The 19,086-nt window shown below is 44.9% G+C and carries 7 protein-coding genes; 3 read left to right on the forward strand and 4 right to left on the reverse strand.

The genetic code is table 11. From position 1 onward, the window contains the following. Window positions 1-25: 25 nt before the first annotated feature. The 4 genes from C900_RS22845 to C900_RS22860 all read right to left on the reverse strand — a co-directional run bounded on the left by C900_RS22845 (window position 26) and on the right by C900_RS22860 (window position 7,858). The gene (locus C900_RS22845) at window positions 26-3,040 is read right to left on the reverse strand and encodes a SusC/RagA family TonB-linked outer membrane protein (protein WP_009582649.1); all 3,015 of its coding nucleotides are present in this window, start codon (window positions 3,038-3,040) and stop codon (window positions 26-28) included. A gap of 405 nt (window positions 3,041-3,445) precedes the next feature. Further along, window positions 3,446-4,471: a WD40/YVTN/BNR-like repeat-containing protein gene (locus tag C900_RS22850; protein WP_040497373.1), complete on the reverse strand. Its 1,026-nt coding sequence runs from the start codon at window positions 4,469-4,471 to the stop codon at window positions 3,446-3,448. 31 nt (window positions 4,472-4,502) lie between these two features. Continuing rightward, window positions 4,503-6,752, reverse strand: coding sequence for a S9 family peptidase (locus tag C900_RS22855; RefSeq protein WP_009582651.1), 2,250 nt, complete (start codon window positions 6,750-6,752; stop codon window positions 4,503-4,505). Window positions 6,753-6,790: 38 nt separating this feature from the next. Further along, on the reverse strand, window positions 6,791-7,858 hold the full coding sequence (locus C900_RS22860) for a proline racemase family protein (RefSeq protein WP_009582652.1): 1,068 nt from the start codon (window positions 7,856-7,858) through the stop codon (window positions 6,791-6,793). 743 nt (window positions 7,859-8,601) lie between these two features. Between C900_RS22860 and C900_RS29485 the strand changes: the two genes are divergently transcribed. The 3 genes from C900_RS29485 (at window position 8,602) to C900_RS28850 (ending at window position 19,084) form a co-directional block, all read left to right on the forward strand. Next, a complete protein-coding gene (locus C900_RS29485; protein WP_157494145.1) occupies window positions 8,602-12,060 on the forward strand; it encodes a M43 family zinc metalloprotease in 3,459 nt (1,152 codons plus the stop codon). Between the two features lie 143 nt (window positions 12,061-12,203). Further along, entirely contained in the window at window positions 12,204-16,550 is a 4,347-nt protein-coding gene (locus C900_RS28845; RefSeq protein WP_009582654.1) for a GEVED domain-containing protein, read from the forward strand. Between the two features lie 569 nt (window positions 16,551-17,119). Next, complete coding sequence (locus tag C900_RS28850) at window positions 17,120-19,084, forward strand: ATP-binding protein (RefSeq protein WP_009582655.1); 1,965 nt, start codon at window positions 17,120-17,122, stop codon at window positions 19,082-19,084. The last annotated feature ends 2 nt before the right edge of the window (window positions 19,085-19,086 follow it).

Here is a 19,086-nt window from a genome sequence, read left to right on the forward strand (position 1 = left end):
TTATTGATCATTTAAATAACTTTTATTAAAACCCTACCTTCAATCCTACTGCAATATTCTTTAGCGGAGCGGAATTGAGATCGATAAAACCGTCAGCTTTTACCTCCGGATCAAACTCCAGGTTATCATCCTTCACCCAGGTCCAGAGGTTAGTACCTTTTACATACAGACTTGCTGAGGATAAGCCTACTTGCGACACTAGTGATACCGGTAGGTTGTAACCGACAGTCAGGTCTCTCAATCGAACATATTCTCCATCGTACAACCTCCTGCTGGAGGTCTGGTTAGACTGCGATGTGTTGCCATAGATATTTTGTGGATGTTCGCTAATGTCACCTGGTTGTTGCCATCTGTCATAGGTACGGGCATATCCACTGGATACGTTATAGGTAAAACGTCCATCAGAAAGAGTGTATCCCGCCCATGTATCATAAAGTTTATTTCCAGTGGAGTAGTACAGGAGTGCAGTTAGAAAAATACCCTTGTATTCCAAACGGGTATTGAGACCGCCATAGAAGGTAGGAGTAGCGTTAGCTCCCTGGTAGTAATCTGCGCTTCCATTATAAACGGAGGTCACCACTTCACTATTCTCAGCTTCCAGCCACTGTGGTTGACCAGTTTGAGGGTTCACTCCCTTCCAGGTAGGCATAAACCAGGAGTAAACCGGCAAGCCGGTAGCCACTTTTCTGGTGTTGGTGGTAATACCAATTTCCTCACCTGTCGCACTGGCAGGTAACTTGGTAACTTCATTCTTCAGAGATGTTAGGTTAAAACCAACATTCCACTTAAAGGCTCCGGTTCTAAGAATATCAGCCGAAACAGATACCTCTATTCCTTTATTAACCATCTCACCTACATTTTGCAATTGCTGGTCGAAGCCTGTTGTGTAAGAAAGGGGGACCTCAAGTAACAGATCAGACCCTGTTCTATGAAAGTATTCAACAGTAGACGTGATCCGTTCGAATAATCCAAGATCCAAAGCAAAATTCCAGGTTTTTGAGGTCTCCCATGTCAGGTCGTAGTTACCAAATTGGCTAGGAGCAATAGCTCCGGCTCCATTGTACGTATAATCGTAACCCAGAAAAGCCTGAAATTGATTCACACCAATACCACCATTTCCTGTCTTGCCGTATGAAACCCGTAGCTTAGCATTATCCAGAGCCCCGATTTCCTGTAGAAAGCCTTCATTAGACAGCACCCATGATGCACCTATTGAATAGAATAATCCCCACCGGTTGTCTGCGGAGAACCTGGAATTGCCTTCACCTCTTAATGTAGCGTCAACAAAAATTCTACTGTCAAAAGCATAATTAACCACACCCGCGATGGAATTCACCGCCCAATCATACTTGTATCCATTAGCAAAAGTAACGTTACCTACAGAGCTGGGGTAATACAGACCGTCAGCGGCTATATCGCTACCTCCGGCCCCTATGGTATAGTATTGATTCTTTTGGGCTTCATAGATAAGTTTCAGTCCTAAATCATTGGAGCCATTGATAGCAAGATTATAATCAAGCATGTTTTTCCATACCCAGTTAAAGTTACGGTTGCTGTACACAAATGAACTTCCGTTGGTTCCGGCTCCATCACCATAGATACGATTGTTATAATATAACTCCTCTGTTTGCACATAGTCCAGGCCAATGTTTGTAGTAAACTTAAGATTATCCAGAACATCATACCTCAAAGTGGTATTATTGAGTATCCGCACCTGATTCCTTCTGTCTATGTCGTTTTGGTACACGAACAAAGGATTGTAAGTACCTGTACTTAAGTTTAAATTAGGTGTGCCGTCAGGATTGGTAGCCGGATCAATAGGTAGTGTAAACAATGGCGCAGCTTCAGGGTTACTGAAATAGGCCGATCCCTCAAGTTGTCCGTTTTGTAATACATGCGATCCGGTAGTTGCATTGCTCAACATAAACCTGTCGTTAAGTGCGCTGGAAAAGTTTAGTTTCCCGGTTATCCGTTCGTAATCAGTACCTAAGTTAACACCGTCTTGTTGAAAATAACCTACGGAGCCATAATAGTTGAATTTCTCATTACCTCCTCTGGCTGAAAGGTCATAACTCTGTTGCATGGCATCATCATTGGTGATCACACCCCACCAATCTGTATCCGTTTTGCCGTCCCATCCGCTAGGATACAGGTTGTTGGCCTCTGCAGGTGTAGTAGCATAACCTGCATTTACCAATGATTCGAGGTATAGCTCCTCCCACTGAGCTGCATTGAGCATCTTGGGGCCGTCAACTGCTCTGGATACCCATCCTCTCTGGGCAGAAAAATTGAATTGCGCTTTCCCCGCCTTTCCGCTTTTCGTGGTAATGATAATCACACCATTAGCTGCCCTAGCTCCATACAATGCCGTGGCGCTGGCGTCTTTCAATACGGTCATGCTTTCTATATCATTAGCGTTAATGGAAGACAATACACCAAGAGTTCCTGTTGATGTTGACTGTGCCATGTTTCCGGAAATCACTGGTATACCATCAATTACAAACAAAGGTTCGTTATTCGCTGTGATCGAACTTATACCTCTGATCCGAATATCCTGGACTGACCCTGGCGTACCTGAAGAGCTGGTGAGTTGTAACCCAGCAACGTTACCTTGAAGCACCGACTCAACAGAACTTACAGGTTGCGACTCTATCATAGCCGCATCAAGCCTGGTGTGCGAACCGGTAAAGGCTTCTTTGCTCACTTCACCATAGCCTGTTATTACCACTTCAGACAACTGCCTAATGTCCGTTTCCATGCGAACATCAATAACATTCCTTCCTCCAACAAGCTCTTCCTTAGACATAAGTCCGATAAATGTAAATATCAGCGTCCCCTCCCCTGATGATAAAGAAAGAGAGTACTGTCCGTCTGCATCTGTTACCGTTCCTTTTGTAGTTCCTTTCAGGACCACATTCACTCCGGGAAGAGACGAACCATCTTCCGCAGAGGTAACTTTACCTGTTACTGTGTGACCTTGGGCACTAACCTGTACTACAGCCACACATAGCAGTAAGCTTAAAAGTAAAATTCCTTTCATACGTGTTAAATTTAGTTTTGGGTTTGCAGATAATCTTGAGAAATGACACCTATCAAAATGTACCTTTTACAGTATAAATAGATAGATACTCACTTATCTTAAAATAAAGTCCGCGTTATTTAGGTATAAACTCAGATGGCAAGTACGAGATAAAATGCCTTGAATGCTCTTAGGATTTTATCCATTACTAGTACAATTATTACAGGAAAGGACCAAATGGCATAAAGTAATTATCCTACAGGACAAAACGTAAAGTGTCAACAGATGAAGATGCTTTGCAAAGAAGCAGCTCTATGAAAGCACCTTACACTTCGGGTAAGATTTATCAACAAAAGGAATAAAATTACCACGGGTTACACAAGAAGAAAAGAAGAGCATATGAATCGAAGAAAACAGGACTTACACCTACTCCAGCCTGCCTACCACTCCTCCTGCCCCCGCAGCCCAGACCCCCTCACCATCAGGACTCACGGTCAATGTATGAAAACCCATATTGCCGAGGCTAACGAATGAGCGACCTCCATCAAAAGAGATCTCCGAACCTGAAGGGCCGACAGCGATCACTTTTGAACCAACAAAGGCAATACACGATCTGAAATCAAGGTCAACTCCCACTGTCAATTGCCATGTTTTGCCACCATCATAACTCACAATCATATTATCATGTCCTTCCTGCTCTTTGGTGTAGTCGCCACCTACGGCCATACCATATTCTTTGTTTTGAAATGCCACAGAAAAGGTGCCTTGAGAGGAAGCACCGGAGATCATTGGAGTATCAGCTACTTTCCAGCTTTCGCCCTGATCATCAGAATAAAAAATGCGAGCCACACTACCACCTGTTCCTACAAAGGCCTTATCTGACCCCTGCACTGCGATATGGGTACCGCTTGCAGCAAAGCCGTACTCACCCCCTTGCAGCAATGGCAGCTTATCAGGATCAATTTCTCTCCAGGTATCACCTCCATCGGTAGTTTTAAGAATGTAAAGCGTGCTGTACACCGGATCACCCGCCAAAACACCGGTATTCTCACCCCAGAAAGCCATACCGTTATAGAATCCATTTTCATGGGTGTTTTGCTTCACCAGTTTCCAGGTGGCGCCTCCATCTAATGTTTTGTATATCCTGCTGGCGCCTCCACTCCCGGCACTCATAGCAATGCACTCCTGATCACCAAATGCCTGCACATCCCTGAAATCAAGGCTGTCGGCCCCGGGGATATTGATCTTATGCCAATTTGCTCCACCATCAGTAGTACGAATCAGGCCTCCCTGCGTACCCAGCCAACAGACATCAGCATTAACTGCACTGGCCCCCCGGATGGACGATGTTACGCCACTGAATTGCAGTTGCCATTGTGGTGTTTTGGTATCCTGACAGTAGGTTTCGAGGCCAAGTAGCAGGATCATAAGAAGGCAAATAGTTGTTTTCATGAATGATCTACGCGTTACTGGTTTCAAGCTATTACCTCGGTCCTGCCGGTAAATTATTTTTTAAATACCAGGTCAAATATTCCCTCAAGTGCCTTGAAGTATTTTCCCCTTCATATATACCATGCGAGCGGTTAGGATATGCCATGAAAGTAAACATTTTATTATGTTTTACTAATTCATTGATGAGTAATTCACTGTTCTGATAATGTACATTATCATCGCCCGTACCATGGATCAGCAGCAAGTTACCCTTCAGGTTTTTGGCAAAAGTGATCGGTGATCCGTTTTTGTAACCCTCGGCATTTTCCGAAGACAAACCCATATATCGCTCCTGGTAAATGTTATCGTAGAGCAGTTGGTTGGCCACCGGAGCCACAGACATACCTGTATGGTATATTTCGGGGTATCGGAACATCGCATTCAAGGTCATGGAGCCTCCACCGCTCCAGCCCCAGATACCAATACGCTCTTTGTCAACAAAGGAATATTTTTTGATGATACCTTTCACAGCATTGGACTGATCAGCAGAGGCCAGGATACCGATTTGACCGTAAACAGCTTTGCGCCAGTTGCGCCCTTTGGGAGCTGGTGTACCTCTATTGTCGACACTCATCACTATATAACCATTCTGCGCCAGGTACTGGTGCCACAGGTAGGTGCTCCCTCCCCACTGGTCCAGCACGGTCTGGTTCCAGGGTTCACCATACACATAAAAGAGTACCGGATATTTTTTTGAAGGGTCAAACCCGGCCGGCTTGATCATATAAGCGTCAAGCATTACGCCTTCACCAATGTCCACCTGGAAAAACTCCATAGGATTTTTGTCAAGGGCAGCTATTTTCTGCTTCAACTTGTCATTGCTTACCATCACCTTCATCGTTTTATGGTCGGGCAAGCTGATCAGTGAAGTAGTATTGGGAACCTCCGCTGTCGAGTAATGATGCAACGCATATTTAGCTCCGGGAGCAATGTAGTAGCTATGGGTTCCTGGCTGGTGGGCCGGACTGAGCCGCTCCGGCTTGCCTTTGCCTGATAATTTGCTTCTGTACAGGTATCTTTGTGTAGCATTTTCAGGGGAAGCAATATAATAGAGCCACCCTCCCCTGGTATCTACTTCCTCAATGCTGATAACATCAAAAGGCGAAGGAGTGATCAGCTTTAGGTCCTTACCATCACTTGAAAGAGTATATACCTGCCGCCACCCTCGTCTTTCACTCACCCACAATAGCTTACTACCTTTATCATCAAGCCACTGCCAGTCATCTACTGTGTCTAGCCATGCCTCATCTTTCTCGGTAAAAATAGTCTCCACGTGACCTGTAGCGGCATTACATTTCATCAATTGATTAGTATTTTGCTTCCTATTCAAATGCTGTAGAAGCACGTGCTGCGAATCTTTCACCCATATCATCCGTGGTATGAAGTTGTTCTTGGGATCTCCCGGCACGTTCATCCATTGTATGTCCCCACCGGAGACGCGCACCACTCCTACTCTGCAAGCAGAGTTATCTTCTCCGACTTTAGGATACTGCACCGGTATGGTATAAGAGTAAACTGAGTCTGTGTTGTTGATCATTAGAAAATCTTTGATACCGGAGGCATCTAACTGCCAAAAAGCGATAGCTTTTCCGTCAGGACTCCAAAGGAAACCATCGCGAGCATCAAATTCTTCCTCATAAGCCCAATCGAATGTGCCGTTGATCAGGTCGGTGGAACCATCAAATGTAAGCTGGGTAATGCGCTTTGTAGTCAGATCCTCAACAAATACATTATGCTCCCGAACATAAGCCACCCTGTCACCTTGTGGCGAGAACTTGGCAAACATGAGTGTAGAAGGCTTTGCATCAGCCCCTCCTAATTGGTGTAGTTTTCGTGAAGCTACATCCAGCACCCAGTAATCACCTTTTGTATTGTAGCGCCACACGCGGGCGGTGTTGGTAAAAATGAGAAGCTTTGTTTTATCATCACTCCAGCTATAGTTGCTGATCTGCAACGGCTTTTCTTTTCCCGCCGGAATAAGACTGGCAGCGCTTACCAGCACCTCTCTTTTCTGCGTGGCGGTTTCATAGCGGATGATATCCTGTCCTCCTGCAACATCAGCAGATTTTTCTACAGTGGTATACCCCTCTCCGTCATCGACCCATCTGGAAGGGCCAAAATAGTCGGAAGAAAATTCATAGTCGGTAAATATCCGCTTCAGGTCAAGCCTGCTCTCCTGAGCCGCTACCTGGCTGACCAAAATAGTAAAAATGATTGCCAACACTTTACTTAAAATTCTCATATACAAATGTTTAAAAAAATTAAATCCTCTTACAACTTTTATCTTAGCATAAATCCCTCTCGAAATGGATCTTGTGGGTCCAGGCAAAATTCATTGCTGCCCGTAACATAAGCCGTTCCCCATACCTCAGGGATCACTGCCTGATGAGGCCCGTAGGTCACCTCCTTCATCAACTTACCCTCGAATTGGCTCCCCACAATGCTTTCTATTTTCATTTTTTGTCCGATATCCAGCTTTTTCTGATGATAATGTAGTGCCATCCTACCGCATACACCAGATCCCGTGGGAGAGCGATCCACCTCTCCATCAGCAAAAACACAAACGTTTCTGCTGTCAACTCCTTGCGATAAAGGGCCTCCCATGAAAATAGTCCCGTATAAAAAGCTTAGGTCCTTTTCTTCAGGGTGCCTCACCGGGATCCCTTCTTTTATTATTGTGTTTTTTATTTCCCTTCCTATTCGGATGAGCTCACTGTAGTTATCGGGGGTTAACTGTATATTCAACTGTTCCGCATCAACATAGGCATAAAAAGCGCCCCCATAAGCAATGTCTGCTCTGACTTTACCAACACCACTTACTTGCACCTCCACGCCTTCAGCTAAAACAAATGAGGGTACCCCCTGAAATCCGCTGGCCGTTACCTGTCCATTTGCAACTTCTGCATAGGCGGTGATCAGGCCGCATGGGGCCTCTATTCTTATTGTAGTGACAGGTTCTATATGGGCTACCCATTCCATTTCCACAGCAAGTTTGGCCAGGGCAATGACTGCGTGTCCACACATGGTGCTGTACCCTTCATTGTGCATGAAAAGCACGGAAAAATCTGCTTCTGAATGAAATGGAGGTAGTAAAATACAGCCATACATATCCGCATGGCCTCGTGGTTCAAACATTAGTAGCTTTCGCAGGTAGTCATAATGCTCTTTGACATACCGTCTGCATTCCAGCAATGAACTACCGGGCACTTCCGGAAAACCCGCAGTTACCACCCGCAGTGGTTCTCCACCGGTATGCATATCAATAGTACTCAACCTAAGCCACTCAGGAGAGATTTTCCATTGCTCAGACTGCAGGATACGTTGATAAATGTCGCTGATTCTCCCCATGATTGTTAATTTACAATATTATAGATTATCGACAATAGCACAGCGTAAGACTGTCCTTTGAAATTTCACCAAGAAGTAAATAAGGCGAAAAAGCCACACGAATACCTCAACTATCTCAACAAAAACCGGTACTATTTTATCATTTATCACAAGCCTATCAAGTCGGTTTTCTCTATGACTATCTCTTGCCTAATATAGCCATAGTTTCCTTACATTCTTAAAGCACACCACACCCAGTCCAAGATTTGGATCACAATTATAATTGCAGGCAGAGACATGCCTGGAGCACCACGTCAGAATAAAAAAAATCACCGAAACTTCTCTCCAATATTAACATTTGATAATGTTCTATACATATAGGTTAAAAAAGTATCAATATTGCTTTTAAATTCGTCATACCTTGGAAGTTGAAAATATATTACCTAACCCAAACCAAAAAACTACATACTTATGAAACGTACCGCAATTTCCTTATTTGCTCCGTCTTAACTCCGGTAGCTCAACAAACAACATTTAATCTTTAAGAAATATTAAAGAGGCTGCCTTAAGAGTCTCCTTCTGACGAGATCAGGATCTCCTGGTTAGTTTTTGTTCATTTCCTTGGGATTCCAAAATCAAGTTTGGAATGACGACAGCCCCTTAATATGCTATTTACGGCACATACAAATGTGCACGCGGGGATGCTTTTGTCTTCTTTTACCCGCTCCCATGTTCAATATTTCAACAAAATAAATCCATACATTATGAAGAAAATCCTTTTACTATTTTTTTGTCTGCTAACAGCACTACAGGGCTGGTCGCAAGTTGACCCTCCCGCTATGTGCAATAGTGATGAGCAGATGAAACAGTTCTACAAAGAGCATCCTGCTGCATTACAGGAGGCACTGAAATTTGAAGAGCGGACCCGGTCCGGAAAAAACACAACGGTCAGAACCGGTGGTTATATAATACCCGTAGTATTCCATGTCTTCGGAACGGATTTTGCCGGAAAAACAGTGAATGACAATACTATTATTACTGCGCTTGAAAAAGCAAATGAAGACTTCAACGGCCTGAATGATGACTATAACACTGTATCATCGCTGTTTCAAGGTATCAGAGCTACGTTAGACATCGAGTTTAAGCTGGCAAAGATAGATCCGAATGGAAATCTCACCACCGGCATCAACTACTATCCCGAACGGTCAGGCTTTGGTAATGGCGGTGGTTATGACGACCAGATCCGTCAATTTGCATGGGACAATTATAAATACATGAACGTATATATCATGCTCGATCTTTATGATGACAACAGCTATACCAACTCCGGAGTAGCCTGGTACCCGAATACCTGGATGTCAGATAACAATCTTGCAAGAGTGGTATATAACGGACGATATCTGTATGGCAATACAGACAAAGAATTTGCTTCTGTTTTAACCCATGAGTTTGGTCACTGGCTTAACCTTGCGCATACTTTTGACAATGGGTGCAGCGCTCCTGGCGACAATGTGGATGATACACCGGCTACAACGGCCAACTCCGGCACTTGCAATGTAACAACGGAAAAGTGCAGCGGTGCCGGTATCCCCAACGGTGAAAACTATATGGATTATTCTAATTGCTACAAAATGTTCACCCAGGGGCAGGTAGCACGAATGCTAGCTGCATTAGAGCATGAGGCGCGATTTCCGCTTTGGCAGGAAGCCAACTTAGCTGCTACAGGTGTGAATGACACTGACTCCCCGTTTTTACTGTATTCGGCATCCGTTCTTCATGAGGATGATGCCAATGCGGGAGGCATAGAAGGCAGTGTAAATATCAGCGGACAAAATGGCGCTGCATTTGCAGTAACGGGTGCGCTAACACAAGGCTCTCACTTTACCACCAGCAATGTGCCATCAGGGCTTTCCATACAGATCAATGTTCAAAATAGTACCACCGCTACATTGTCTGTATCGGGAAATGCCTCAGCACATGCCAATAGCGATGACGTGTCAAATATTTCAATTACTTTCCTGAACCCAGCCATTGCAGGTGGCACATCATCTATTCAAAACCCAACCTTTAGTGGCTTTTCGCTAAACTTTAAGGATCCCTACTCTATTGTTTATGAGGACATCACGGATATAACCACTAATAGCAGCGCTACATGGACGTTCTTCGAACTGGCTTATGGCGATGGGCGCTATGGCTGCTGGTATGACGGGGGTAAACTACGATTAGAGACATACACTAAGCCATTAGTTTGTGAGGGCTCCACAAGAAATATCTCCCTCCTTGCAAGTGGCACGCCTATTAGTAGCAACAGCAATTGGGTAGCCGGTGGCCCCTACCCTGATGAGCATGACCTAAGAAGTGCTTCATACACTGCGTGGAATGGCAAAACAGGCTATATCGGCTTCAAATTCACTAGTCCGGAAGGCAAAAACCTGCACGGATGGTTCAGGGTAACTGTCAATGCTACAGGAAGTTCTTTTACTTTACATGACTATGCCTACTACACCAAGCCTAATGGAACCATCATTGCAGGTTCCACTACTGTAAGCACACCTCCGGTAGCTGCTTTTACGGCTTCTGCTACTACGGTTACAGCCGGTCAGTCCGTAATTTTTACTGATGGATCCACAGGTGGAGCTACAAGCTGGTCATGGTCTTTCCCCGGAGGAACGCCAGCAACAAGCACCTCTCAAAACCCAACGGTGAATTACAACACTGCCGGCACCTATGACGTGTCACTTACGGTTACCAATGCCAATGGCTCTGATACTGAAACTGCATCAGGTTATATCACCGTAAACCCTGCCTCAACAACCTATTGCAGTTCTGCGGGAAGCCGTTCTACTTACGAACATATTGCCAATGTACAAATAGGGAGCTTTTCCAATCCTTCTGGAGCAGCTAATTACTCTGACTACACTCATCTGACAGTGGACCTCAGCAAGGGTAACAGTAATGCGCTTACACTCACTCCGGGCTTTTCCGGTAGCACATATAGCGAATACTTCAGGGTGTGGATCGACTACAACCAGGATGGAGACTTTGCAGATGCCGGAGAGCTGGCGTTTGACGCTGGAGGCACCTCTACCACAGCAGTATCAGGTACTATTAATGTGCCGTCATCAGCCCTTAATGGTACTACCCGCATGCGGGTAAGCATGAAATATCAGTCGGCGCCCGGACCTTGCGGCACCATAGGTGACGGAGAGGTGGAAGACTATACTGTTAACATCAGCAGTGTCGTAACAGTGATCGCACCTGGCAACCTTACCGCTACCGCTACCAGCTCCGGCAGTATTTCTTTGACCTGGGGTGACAACTCCAACAATGAAGACGGCTTCGAAATAGAAAGGTCAACGGGAGGTGCATTTAATATCATAACTTCCACCGGTGCAAATATCAGTTCATATACTGACAATGGGCTTAGCGCGAACACTACCTATTCATACCGGGTAAGAGCAAAAAGCGGGGCGGTATACTCATCATACTCAAACACCAGCAGCGCTACTACTCCAAATGCACCATCGTATTGCAATGCAAGTGCCGGTAATCCCTCCGGACAATATATCAAAAGAGTAATAATCGGCAGTGTTGACAATAGCACAAGTTATGCAAGCAGCGGATACTCTGATTACGCTACAATGAGCGCCAATGTGACCAGCTCGGTTACTTTGACAGTCACTCCGCACCAATCCTGGGCCGGAACACAAGCCAGAGCCTGGGTGGACTGGAACCGTGACGGTGACTTCAGTGACAGTGGAGAACAGGTACTCAGCGGTAGCGGTTCTGCTACCAGCTACAGCAGCACGATAACTCCTCCTGCAGGAACAGCCAGTGGTCCTGTGCGTCTCAGAGTAAGAGTTGCTTATGGAGAAGCGCCAACTGCTTGTGGAAGTATCTACTTCAGCGAAACAGAAGATTATACACTTAACATTGGCACTGCAGCAGGCCCCTCTGCCTCAGCGTTTGAGCAACAGTTGACATTATTCCCTAACCCTTCAAAAGAAGGGCGCTTCCAGCTTGCATATACCAAATATGAGGGTGATTTGGACGTAAGTGTATATAGTTTACAAGGGGTACTGATCCATCGACAAACCTTCAGCACTGTCAATCAACCCGTTGATGCAATTACAATATCAATTAATCAAAATGTACGTGGAACCTACCTGGTACATGTAAAAAATAATAACACCACCATAGTGAGAAAGGTCATTTTTGAATAAAAAAGAGACCTTATAACCACAGAAAATACAGGATTTAGCGCAGCCTTTTCACAAGGCTGGCGCTTCCTGTGTGTTCTGCGGATAATTTCTACATCAATCTATACAATGCAATTTATAATTATTAAACTAACCGCAATCAAACCATGCTAAAACAATTTTACAAATGTCTGTTGTCAATAATACTACTATCGGTAGCAGGATATACACAGGGGCAAATACAAGTACCTCATGATCCCCATGATCACAACGATTTCTGCTCAAGAATGAATAAAAGCAAAAATCATGGGGTAGCAGAACCTAGCATCAAGATCGGAGATCATACCAGGAAATCTTCAACTTCAAGAACTACAGCCACCTGCTATGATGCAGCCGGTTGGGCCTCTTTAGGTTCGTCAGCATTGGTGGGTGAGCTCAAGCAAAACACTAATTCCGACTGCTTTAGCTCCTTTTTTGCTATCGAGTCTAATTATGCGCCATCAATATTTTCGAATGCCAACATTGAGGCTGTGGCTAATGAACTATACAACCTCTCAGCTAGCTATGACGGCACAAAAAGCAGCGGCCTGTATGGACTCGTATACTACCTGCATGCAGCCGGTTATCAGGATTTTTACAATGACGGTGTAAGTATGAATATCACCAGTATTAACCGTTACATTCAAGGTTGTGAAGCATTGACTTCCAACCCAAACCTGTTTCTCACCACAAAAGATGCACTGGATATCCTTGATGAGTACCTGATACTGCTGGATTTTGATGGTCTAAGACACAAAACCACTGTACTTAATACCGTGAAGCGTGTAATGCAGGACCTTGTAGTAAACAAAGTATGGAAGCAGGTGTCTTCCAACGATATCCGCACCTATGCAGGCGCTGCCAACAGAATATTTTTCCTGATGTTCAGGGGGGTGCAGGATAATGATTATGTCAATGCCATCAATGGCAACAATACCTATTTCGAACTTCTTCGAACCATAGCACTGGATACAGAACTACAAAACAATGATGAACTGGCATTTATGACATTAAATGCTGCAGGGGAGTTGGCCAGAATGGCTGGAGTTCCCACTCTGCTGGATGATACAGAAGCACATTTGGCACAGATTGCTCAAAACTCTGCGCGTCTAAGCCCTATGTGGTTAAAGGCAATCGAGGCTATGAATGAATATGGCAACTGTGCCGCCTACAGCTTGTGTGAGGATATGGAGCAGCTCCAGGATGAACTTGATCAGATGTTATTTCCAAACACTTACACTTTTGATGATGGCAAAATGATTGTCAGAACTCCTCTTATCGAGGAGGAAGTGCAGGGACTTTACCATGCCGCCAAACAAGTGAAAAATCAGTTTTTCAGAATGCTACAGACCGATGAACCTGTAGCTGGTGACCCTAACGACACATTAAGAATAGTGGTGTTCGGCTCAAAGCAGGAATACGATGATTATGTCACATACCTGTTCGGCATTGGTAGCGACAATGGTGGAATGTACATAGAAAGCAGGTCTACTTTTTACACCTGGGACCGTACCGTTGGTGTGGAAAGCAGCCTATCTCTTGAGGCGTTGTTCCGTCATGAATACGTGCATTATCTACAAGGACGATACCTCATCCCGGGTTTTTGGGGTGAAAGCGAAATATACAACAACAGCAGATTAGTATGGTATGAAGAAGGCATGGCTGAGTTTTTTGCCGGTTCCACGGAAACAGAAGGCATCCGACTACTGGCCTCAAATGCCAGGAATACACAGAACAGCGCCGGCAACTGGCCATCGCTCAACACCGTGTTTAATTCCAGTTATACCAGCGGAAACTTTCACCACTACCACTACGGCAATATGATCTGGTATCACTGGTATGTCAATGATTTTGCCAAGCTGAAAACATTCTTCGAGTTGACGAGGAATAATGATATTGCAGGTTTTGATAATCTGGTAGACAGTCAACGGTATAATGGGCAGCAGGCTTTTACAGATTTCCTCAACCAGGTAGCCAACGGTACTGTGCAAGGCTGGGAACCTGAAACTAACTGGCTGGATGATGATTATTTGGCAATAGGCTCCGAAAATGATATTGAGAATGAATTTACAGCCATTACGGGCATTACTGCATCCGCATCCATAGAAGCCACCGCGCTCAACAGGCGCTTTAAATTAACAGGCAGCCTGACAGGTTTACCTGCGGCTAACAACAATACAGATGCTGCCAAGGCGGCCGGGGCAGCTTTGGACAACATACTCATTCAGTTGCGCGGCAAGCCTATGCTTAACAATTTCACTTACTCCATAGGCTATTTCAAAAACCTTAGCCATAGCTCCGCCTCTACAACAGCCGATTTTGTGATAACAGGTCCGCTCAGGGATGCCGGTATTCCGGACACCAACGATCCTGAGTTCAGCGCAGACCATACAGTGACCATGACCGGAGGAAATGTAACCTTCACCAGTGAATCCAGCGGCTATGTACGCTCGCTACAGTGGTCATTCCCGGGAGGATCGCCCTCCAGCGTTACTAATGAAGTACAGCCGACCATCACCTATGCACAGCCAGGTATCTATGATGTTGCGCTGACAACAACCGGTAGCACCGGTAGCGTAACGGAAACCAAATCAGCGTTCATCAAGGTATATGAAAAAAGTAATGTAGTTTATTGTGCTGCTGCCGGCAACAGAAGTGATAACTATGCCACGCGCGTTACCCTCGGCTCCATTGATCATACTTCCGGTCATCAGGCCTACAACGATTTTACATCCCTGGTCACCGAGTTGGTTCCTGGCGCCACTGAGACGTTAACAATTGGAACAAAAAATGGCTACTGGGATTCCAATGGCGTGGGTGCCTGGATAGATTGGAATGCTGATGGAGACTTCGATGACGCTGGTGAAGAGATCTACAATCAGTTTGGAGCCGGGCCGTATACTACTATTGTAAACGTGCCCGCCAATGCTACACCTGGAGTTACCAGAATGAGAATACGGGTTGCCTACGGAGACGCGGGAAAAATAATAGCCTGCGGCAACGATGATTATATCGGTGAGGTCGAAGACTTTTCTATTGTCATTCCTGGCAACAATGACCCTGTAAGCTATTGTTCCTCTGCATCCGGTCGTTCTACTTACGAGCACATTGCCAATGTACAGGTGGGCAGCTTCTCCAACCCTTCCGGAGCCAGCAACTACACCGACTTTACCCATCTGACAGTCAGCCTCACAAGAGGCAACAACCCCGTAACGCTGACCCCTGGTTTTTCAGGATCCCCGTACAATGAACGTTTCCGCGTTTGGATAGACTACAACCAGAATGGCGACTTTACTGATGATGGCGAGCTGGTATTTGCCAGCAGCCTTTCCTCTTCCGCTGTTTCGGGAAATATCAATGTGCCTGCCTCCGCGCTGGAGGGTAATACGCGTATGCGCGTAAGCATGCGATACGCCCGTCTCCCGGAGGCTTGTGGTACATTCGATGATGGAGAAGTGGAAGATTATACTGTTAACATCAGCAACAGCGCTTCGGTAGATGCGCCGGGAGCATTGACTGCCATGGCAGCTTCGTCCAATTCAGTTACCCTCACCTGGACTGACCTTTCAGATAATGAAGATGGGTTTGTTGTAGAGAGAGCGGGTGACAATTTCAGCGTTATTACATCTTTAAGCGCCAACAGCACTTCCTATACAGACACCGGTTTGAATCCGGATGTAACTTATTCGTACAGGGTAAGGGCCCGAAGCGGGTCCACTTATTCAACATATTCTAACATCGCAACTGTCACCACTCCTGCCCTTAACTATTGTACAGTTGGTGGTGATTATCCTTCCGGGCAGTACATTGCCAATGTAGAAATAGGTGCTATCAATAACAATTCAGCTTATGCATCGGCAGGTTATTCTGACTACAGTGACCAGCAAAGCGACATTTCCGGATCAGCTAACCTGATAGTTACGCCTCACAACACCTGGGCTGGCACGCAAGCCAAGGCATGGGCTGACTGGAACCGCGATGGGGATTTCGATGACAGTGGTGAAGAGGTGCTTTCCGCAACCGGAGCAGGAGGTTCATACTCCAGTACCATAGTAGTTCCATCGGGTACTACTTCCGGCCCGGTGAGGCTACGGGTAAGGGTGGCCTATGGAGAAACACCAACCCCATGCGGAAGCATTTACTTTAGCGAAACAGAAGATTACACGATAGATGTCAATAGCAATAGCACTACCACCTTCAGCGAACCTTCCGCAAATGCGCCTGCCTCTGAAATGACAATATTCCCCAACCCGGCTTATGGCGGACAGTTCAGCATTATTTACGCTGGCCATGAGGATGATTTGGAGATCAGCGTGTATACACTGCAAGGCAAAGTCATTCATCAGCAAATAATCTCTCACGAAGCAGGTTATAATGCTATGGAAATTAAGCTAAATGACAAAGTTAACGGCACTTATCTCGTACAGGTAAAGAGCCTAAGTAAAAACATTGTCAGGAAAATAATTTTTGAATAAAATCCAGCGGCGACACCCTTGTGCTAAAGTCAAATTTAGCACAAGGGCTGCCGTTTGGCCTTTTAAAAATTTTTCAATCCCAGTCAAAATCAAACTGTTCTCCTTTCTATTTTTCTTTTTCTCAAAAAATCTCACTCGAGCCTTTTAATCTGAATTATTGTCACATGTAACGCGCATTTTGTGTGGATACGCTCCTGTTTATTAATTATCTAATATTAAAGATCTTTTATTTGGCGTTCGGATATATCAAACAGATAACGAGGATATAAATATTACACATTACCAGCCCAGTAGTACATCGTCTGACCACAAGTGTGGCACGTTGGTTTGAATATCAATGTTCCAACCCATAGATTAACATAGTTAGTGTCTAAGAAAACGCCAATGTCTGCGTTACGCTCGTTCCAAAAATGCTCTCGTACCTCAGTACGTTCCGCTTTTTGTAACTTCATTTCTTAAAGCCACTTAGAGTTTTCTTACAAACACTAGTTACAAGAGCTGTCTCAAAAGAACAGTCAGTTTTGAGTTTGGTCTTTTGATACAGCCCTATTTTATCGCGGAGTTAAGTAATGAAGAATAAGAAGCACGGGGAAAGTACTAATGATACAGAAAAAGCCAGACTACTGGCGCTTAAACGATATCAGGCCTTAGCATTGCAACCGGAGCATGACCTGGAAAATTTGGCAGAAATGGCCTTGTATATCTGCCATGCGCCTATCTGCTCGATCTCTTTAGTTGATCTGGATGACATACAATATCTGATCACCAGAGGACATAATGCAGATAGTATTCCTAGAAGCCTTTCTTTTGAACAATATACTATTCAAGCCGAGGTATTTGAAGTAAAGGATACTCTGGAAGGCAACACATTTGTTGGTAATCCTCTTATTGGTAACGACACAGGCATTCGCTTTTATGCAGGCGTGCCACTAGCCACCTCTGATGGATATCACATCGGAGCCATCTCTGTCGCAGATACAACCCCTCGCATATTGAACGATGAACAAAAAAGGATGCTCAAAGTGCTGGCAAATGAGGTCATGAAGTATCTTGAATTCGAAAGGCAAAAGAAGATACATGAAGAGGAGCGTAAGGTTGTACAAGGTGGCTTTCGCTCATTGGTTGAAAATTCTACTGATTTCATCACTGTTTTGGATGCCGAGGGACTAATAGGGTATCACAGCCCATCATTTTACCGGGCAACAGGTTACACTGAAGCAGATTTGGTAGGACATCACACTACCGAATTTGTCCATCGTGAAGATAAAGCTAAGATCATAACTGATTTTCTGAGTGTTATCGACAATTACGGAAGCACGTATACCACAGAATTCAGATGCCGTAAGGCCAACGGCGAGTGGATGACGCTGGAAGCGGTTGGCAAAAACGCACTGAATGATGAATCAGTCAAAGGTATTGTCATCAACTCCAGAGATGTAACTGAACGCAAAAAGGCAGAAAAAGAGATCAAAGAAAAAAGCCAGGTACTTAATGGTATTACCAACAATATGCCGGTAATCATTTACAAAGTAGATGCAGAAGGCAACTTTACTCAAGCCATCGGTGCAGGGCTGGAAAAATTAGGGCTGGAAGGAAATCAATTGATAGGTGGCAATATCTATACACTTTTTCCCGAAGTGAATGAGTTTGTTGACATGGCGTATCGGGGGGCAAGTGACCCGGTGGTACTTCACGGTGTTACAGGGGACAAGCCTTGGTATTTCGAGTTCTATACATTTGCCGACACGGCCAACGAGGGAGGGCTCGTTGGTTTTGGACTAGACATTACAGCCCAAAAGCTATACGAAAAGGAACAAAAAAATTATGCTGCTAATCTCGAAAAGATGAATAAAGCGCTCGACCAGTTTGCTTATGTAGTTTCTCACGATCTGAAGGCACCCCTTCGCGCCATCAACAATCTTTCACAGTGGATCGAGGAAGACCTGGGTGACCTGCTGGATGATAAAGCTGATGTAAAAGAGAATATGAGCCTGTTGAGAGGACGAGTCAACAGAATGGAGCTACTGATCAATGGAATACTGGAGTACTCAAGGGCAGGCAGATCTGAAATAAAGTACGAGGAAACTGACGTAATGGCTCTCGTGGGTGAAGTGATGTCGGCCTTGGATATACCAGCAACTTTCAAAGTAACAACAGGAGATCTCCCTACGATCCGCACGAGTAAACTCAGACTTGAACAAATCTTTTCCAACTTATTAAGCAATGCTGTAAAATACAATGATAAGCCTGAGGGCACCATCACCATAGGCTATGTCCACAAGGAAAATTTCCATGAATTTTATGTAGCTGACAATGGCCCCGGCATAGCCAAAGAATATCATGAAAAGATATTTGATATTTTTCAGACATTAGCGCCTAAGGACAAATCAGAAAGCACAGGTGTGGGGTTGTCTATTGTTAAAAAGATCATAGAAGAGCTTGGAGGAAGCATCCATGTGGAATCAGAGCCAGGTGCGGGAGTAAAGTTTATATTTACACTGCCAGCAAGGAAACAAAGTGACCTAAACCGCTAAGC

It is taken from the genome of Fulvivirga imtechensis AK7 (assembly GCF_000331535.1).
Taxonomy (GTDB): Bacteria; Bacteroidota; Bacteroidia; order Cytophagales; family Cyclobacteriaceae; genus Fulvivirga; species Fulvivirga imtechensis.

Coding starts and splice junctions, on each gene's coding strand:
- C900_RS29485 (WP_157494145.1), top strand. CDS start 8,602: ATGAAGAAAATCCTTTTACTATTTTTTTGTCTGCTAACAGCACTACAG.
- C900_RS28845 (WP_009582654.1), top strand. CDS start 12,204: ATGCTAAAACAATTTTACAAATGTCTGTTGTCAATAATACTACTATCG.
- C900_RS22845 (WP_009582649.1), bottom strand. CDS start 3,040: ATGAAAGGAATTTTACTTTTAAGCTTACTGCTATGTGTGGCTGTAGTA.
- C900_RS28850 (WP_009582655.1), top strand. CDS start 17,120: ATGAAGAATAAGAAGCACGGGGAAAGTACTAATGATACAGAAAAAGCC.
- C900_RS22850 (WP_040497373.1), bottom strand. CDS start 4,471: ATGAAAACAACTATTTGCCTTCTTATGATCCTGCTACTTGGCCTCGAA.
- C900_RS22855 (WP_009582651.1), bottom strand. CDS start 6,752: ATGAGAATTTTAAGTAAAGTGTTGGCAATCATTTTTACTATTTTGGTC.
- C900_RS22860 (WP_009582652.1), bottom strand. CDS start 7,858: ATGGGGAGAATCAGCGACATTTATCAACGTATCCTGCAGTCTGAGCAA.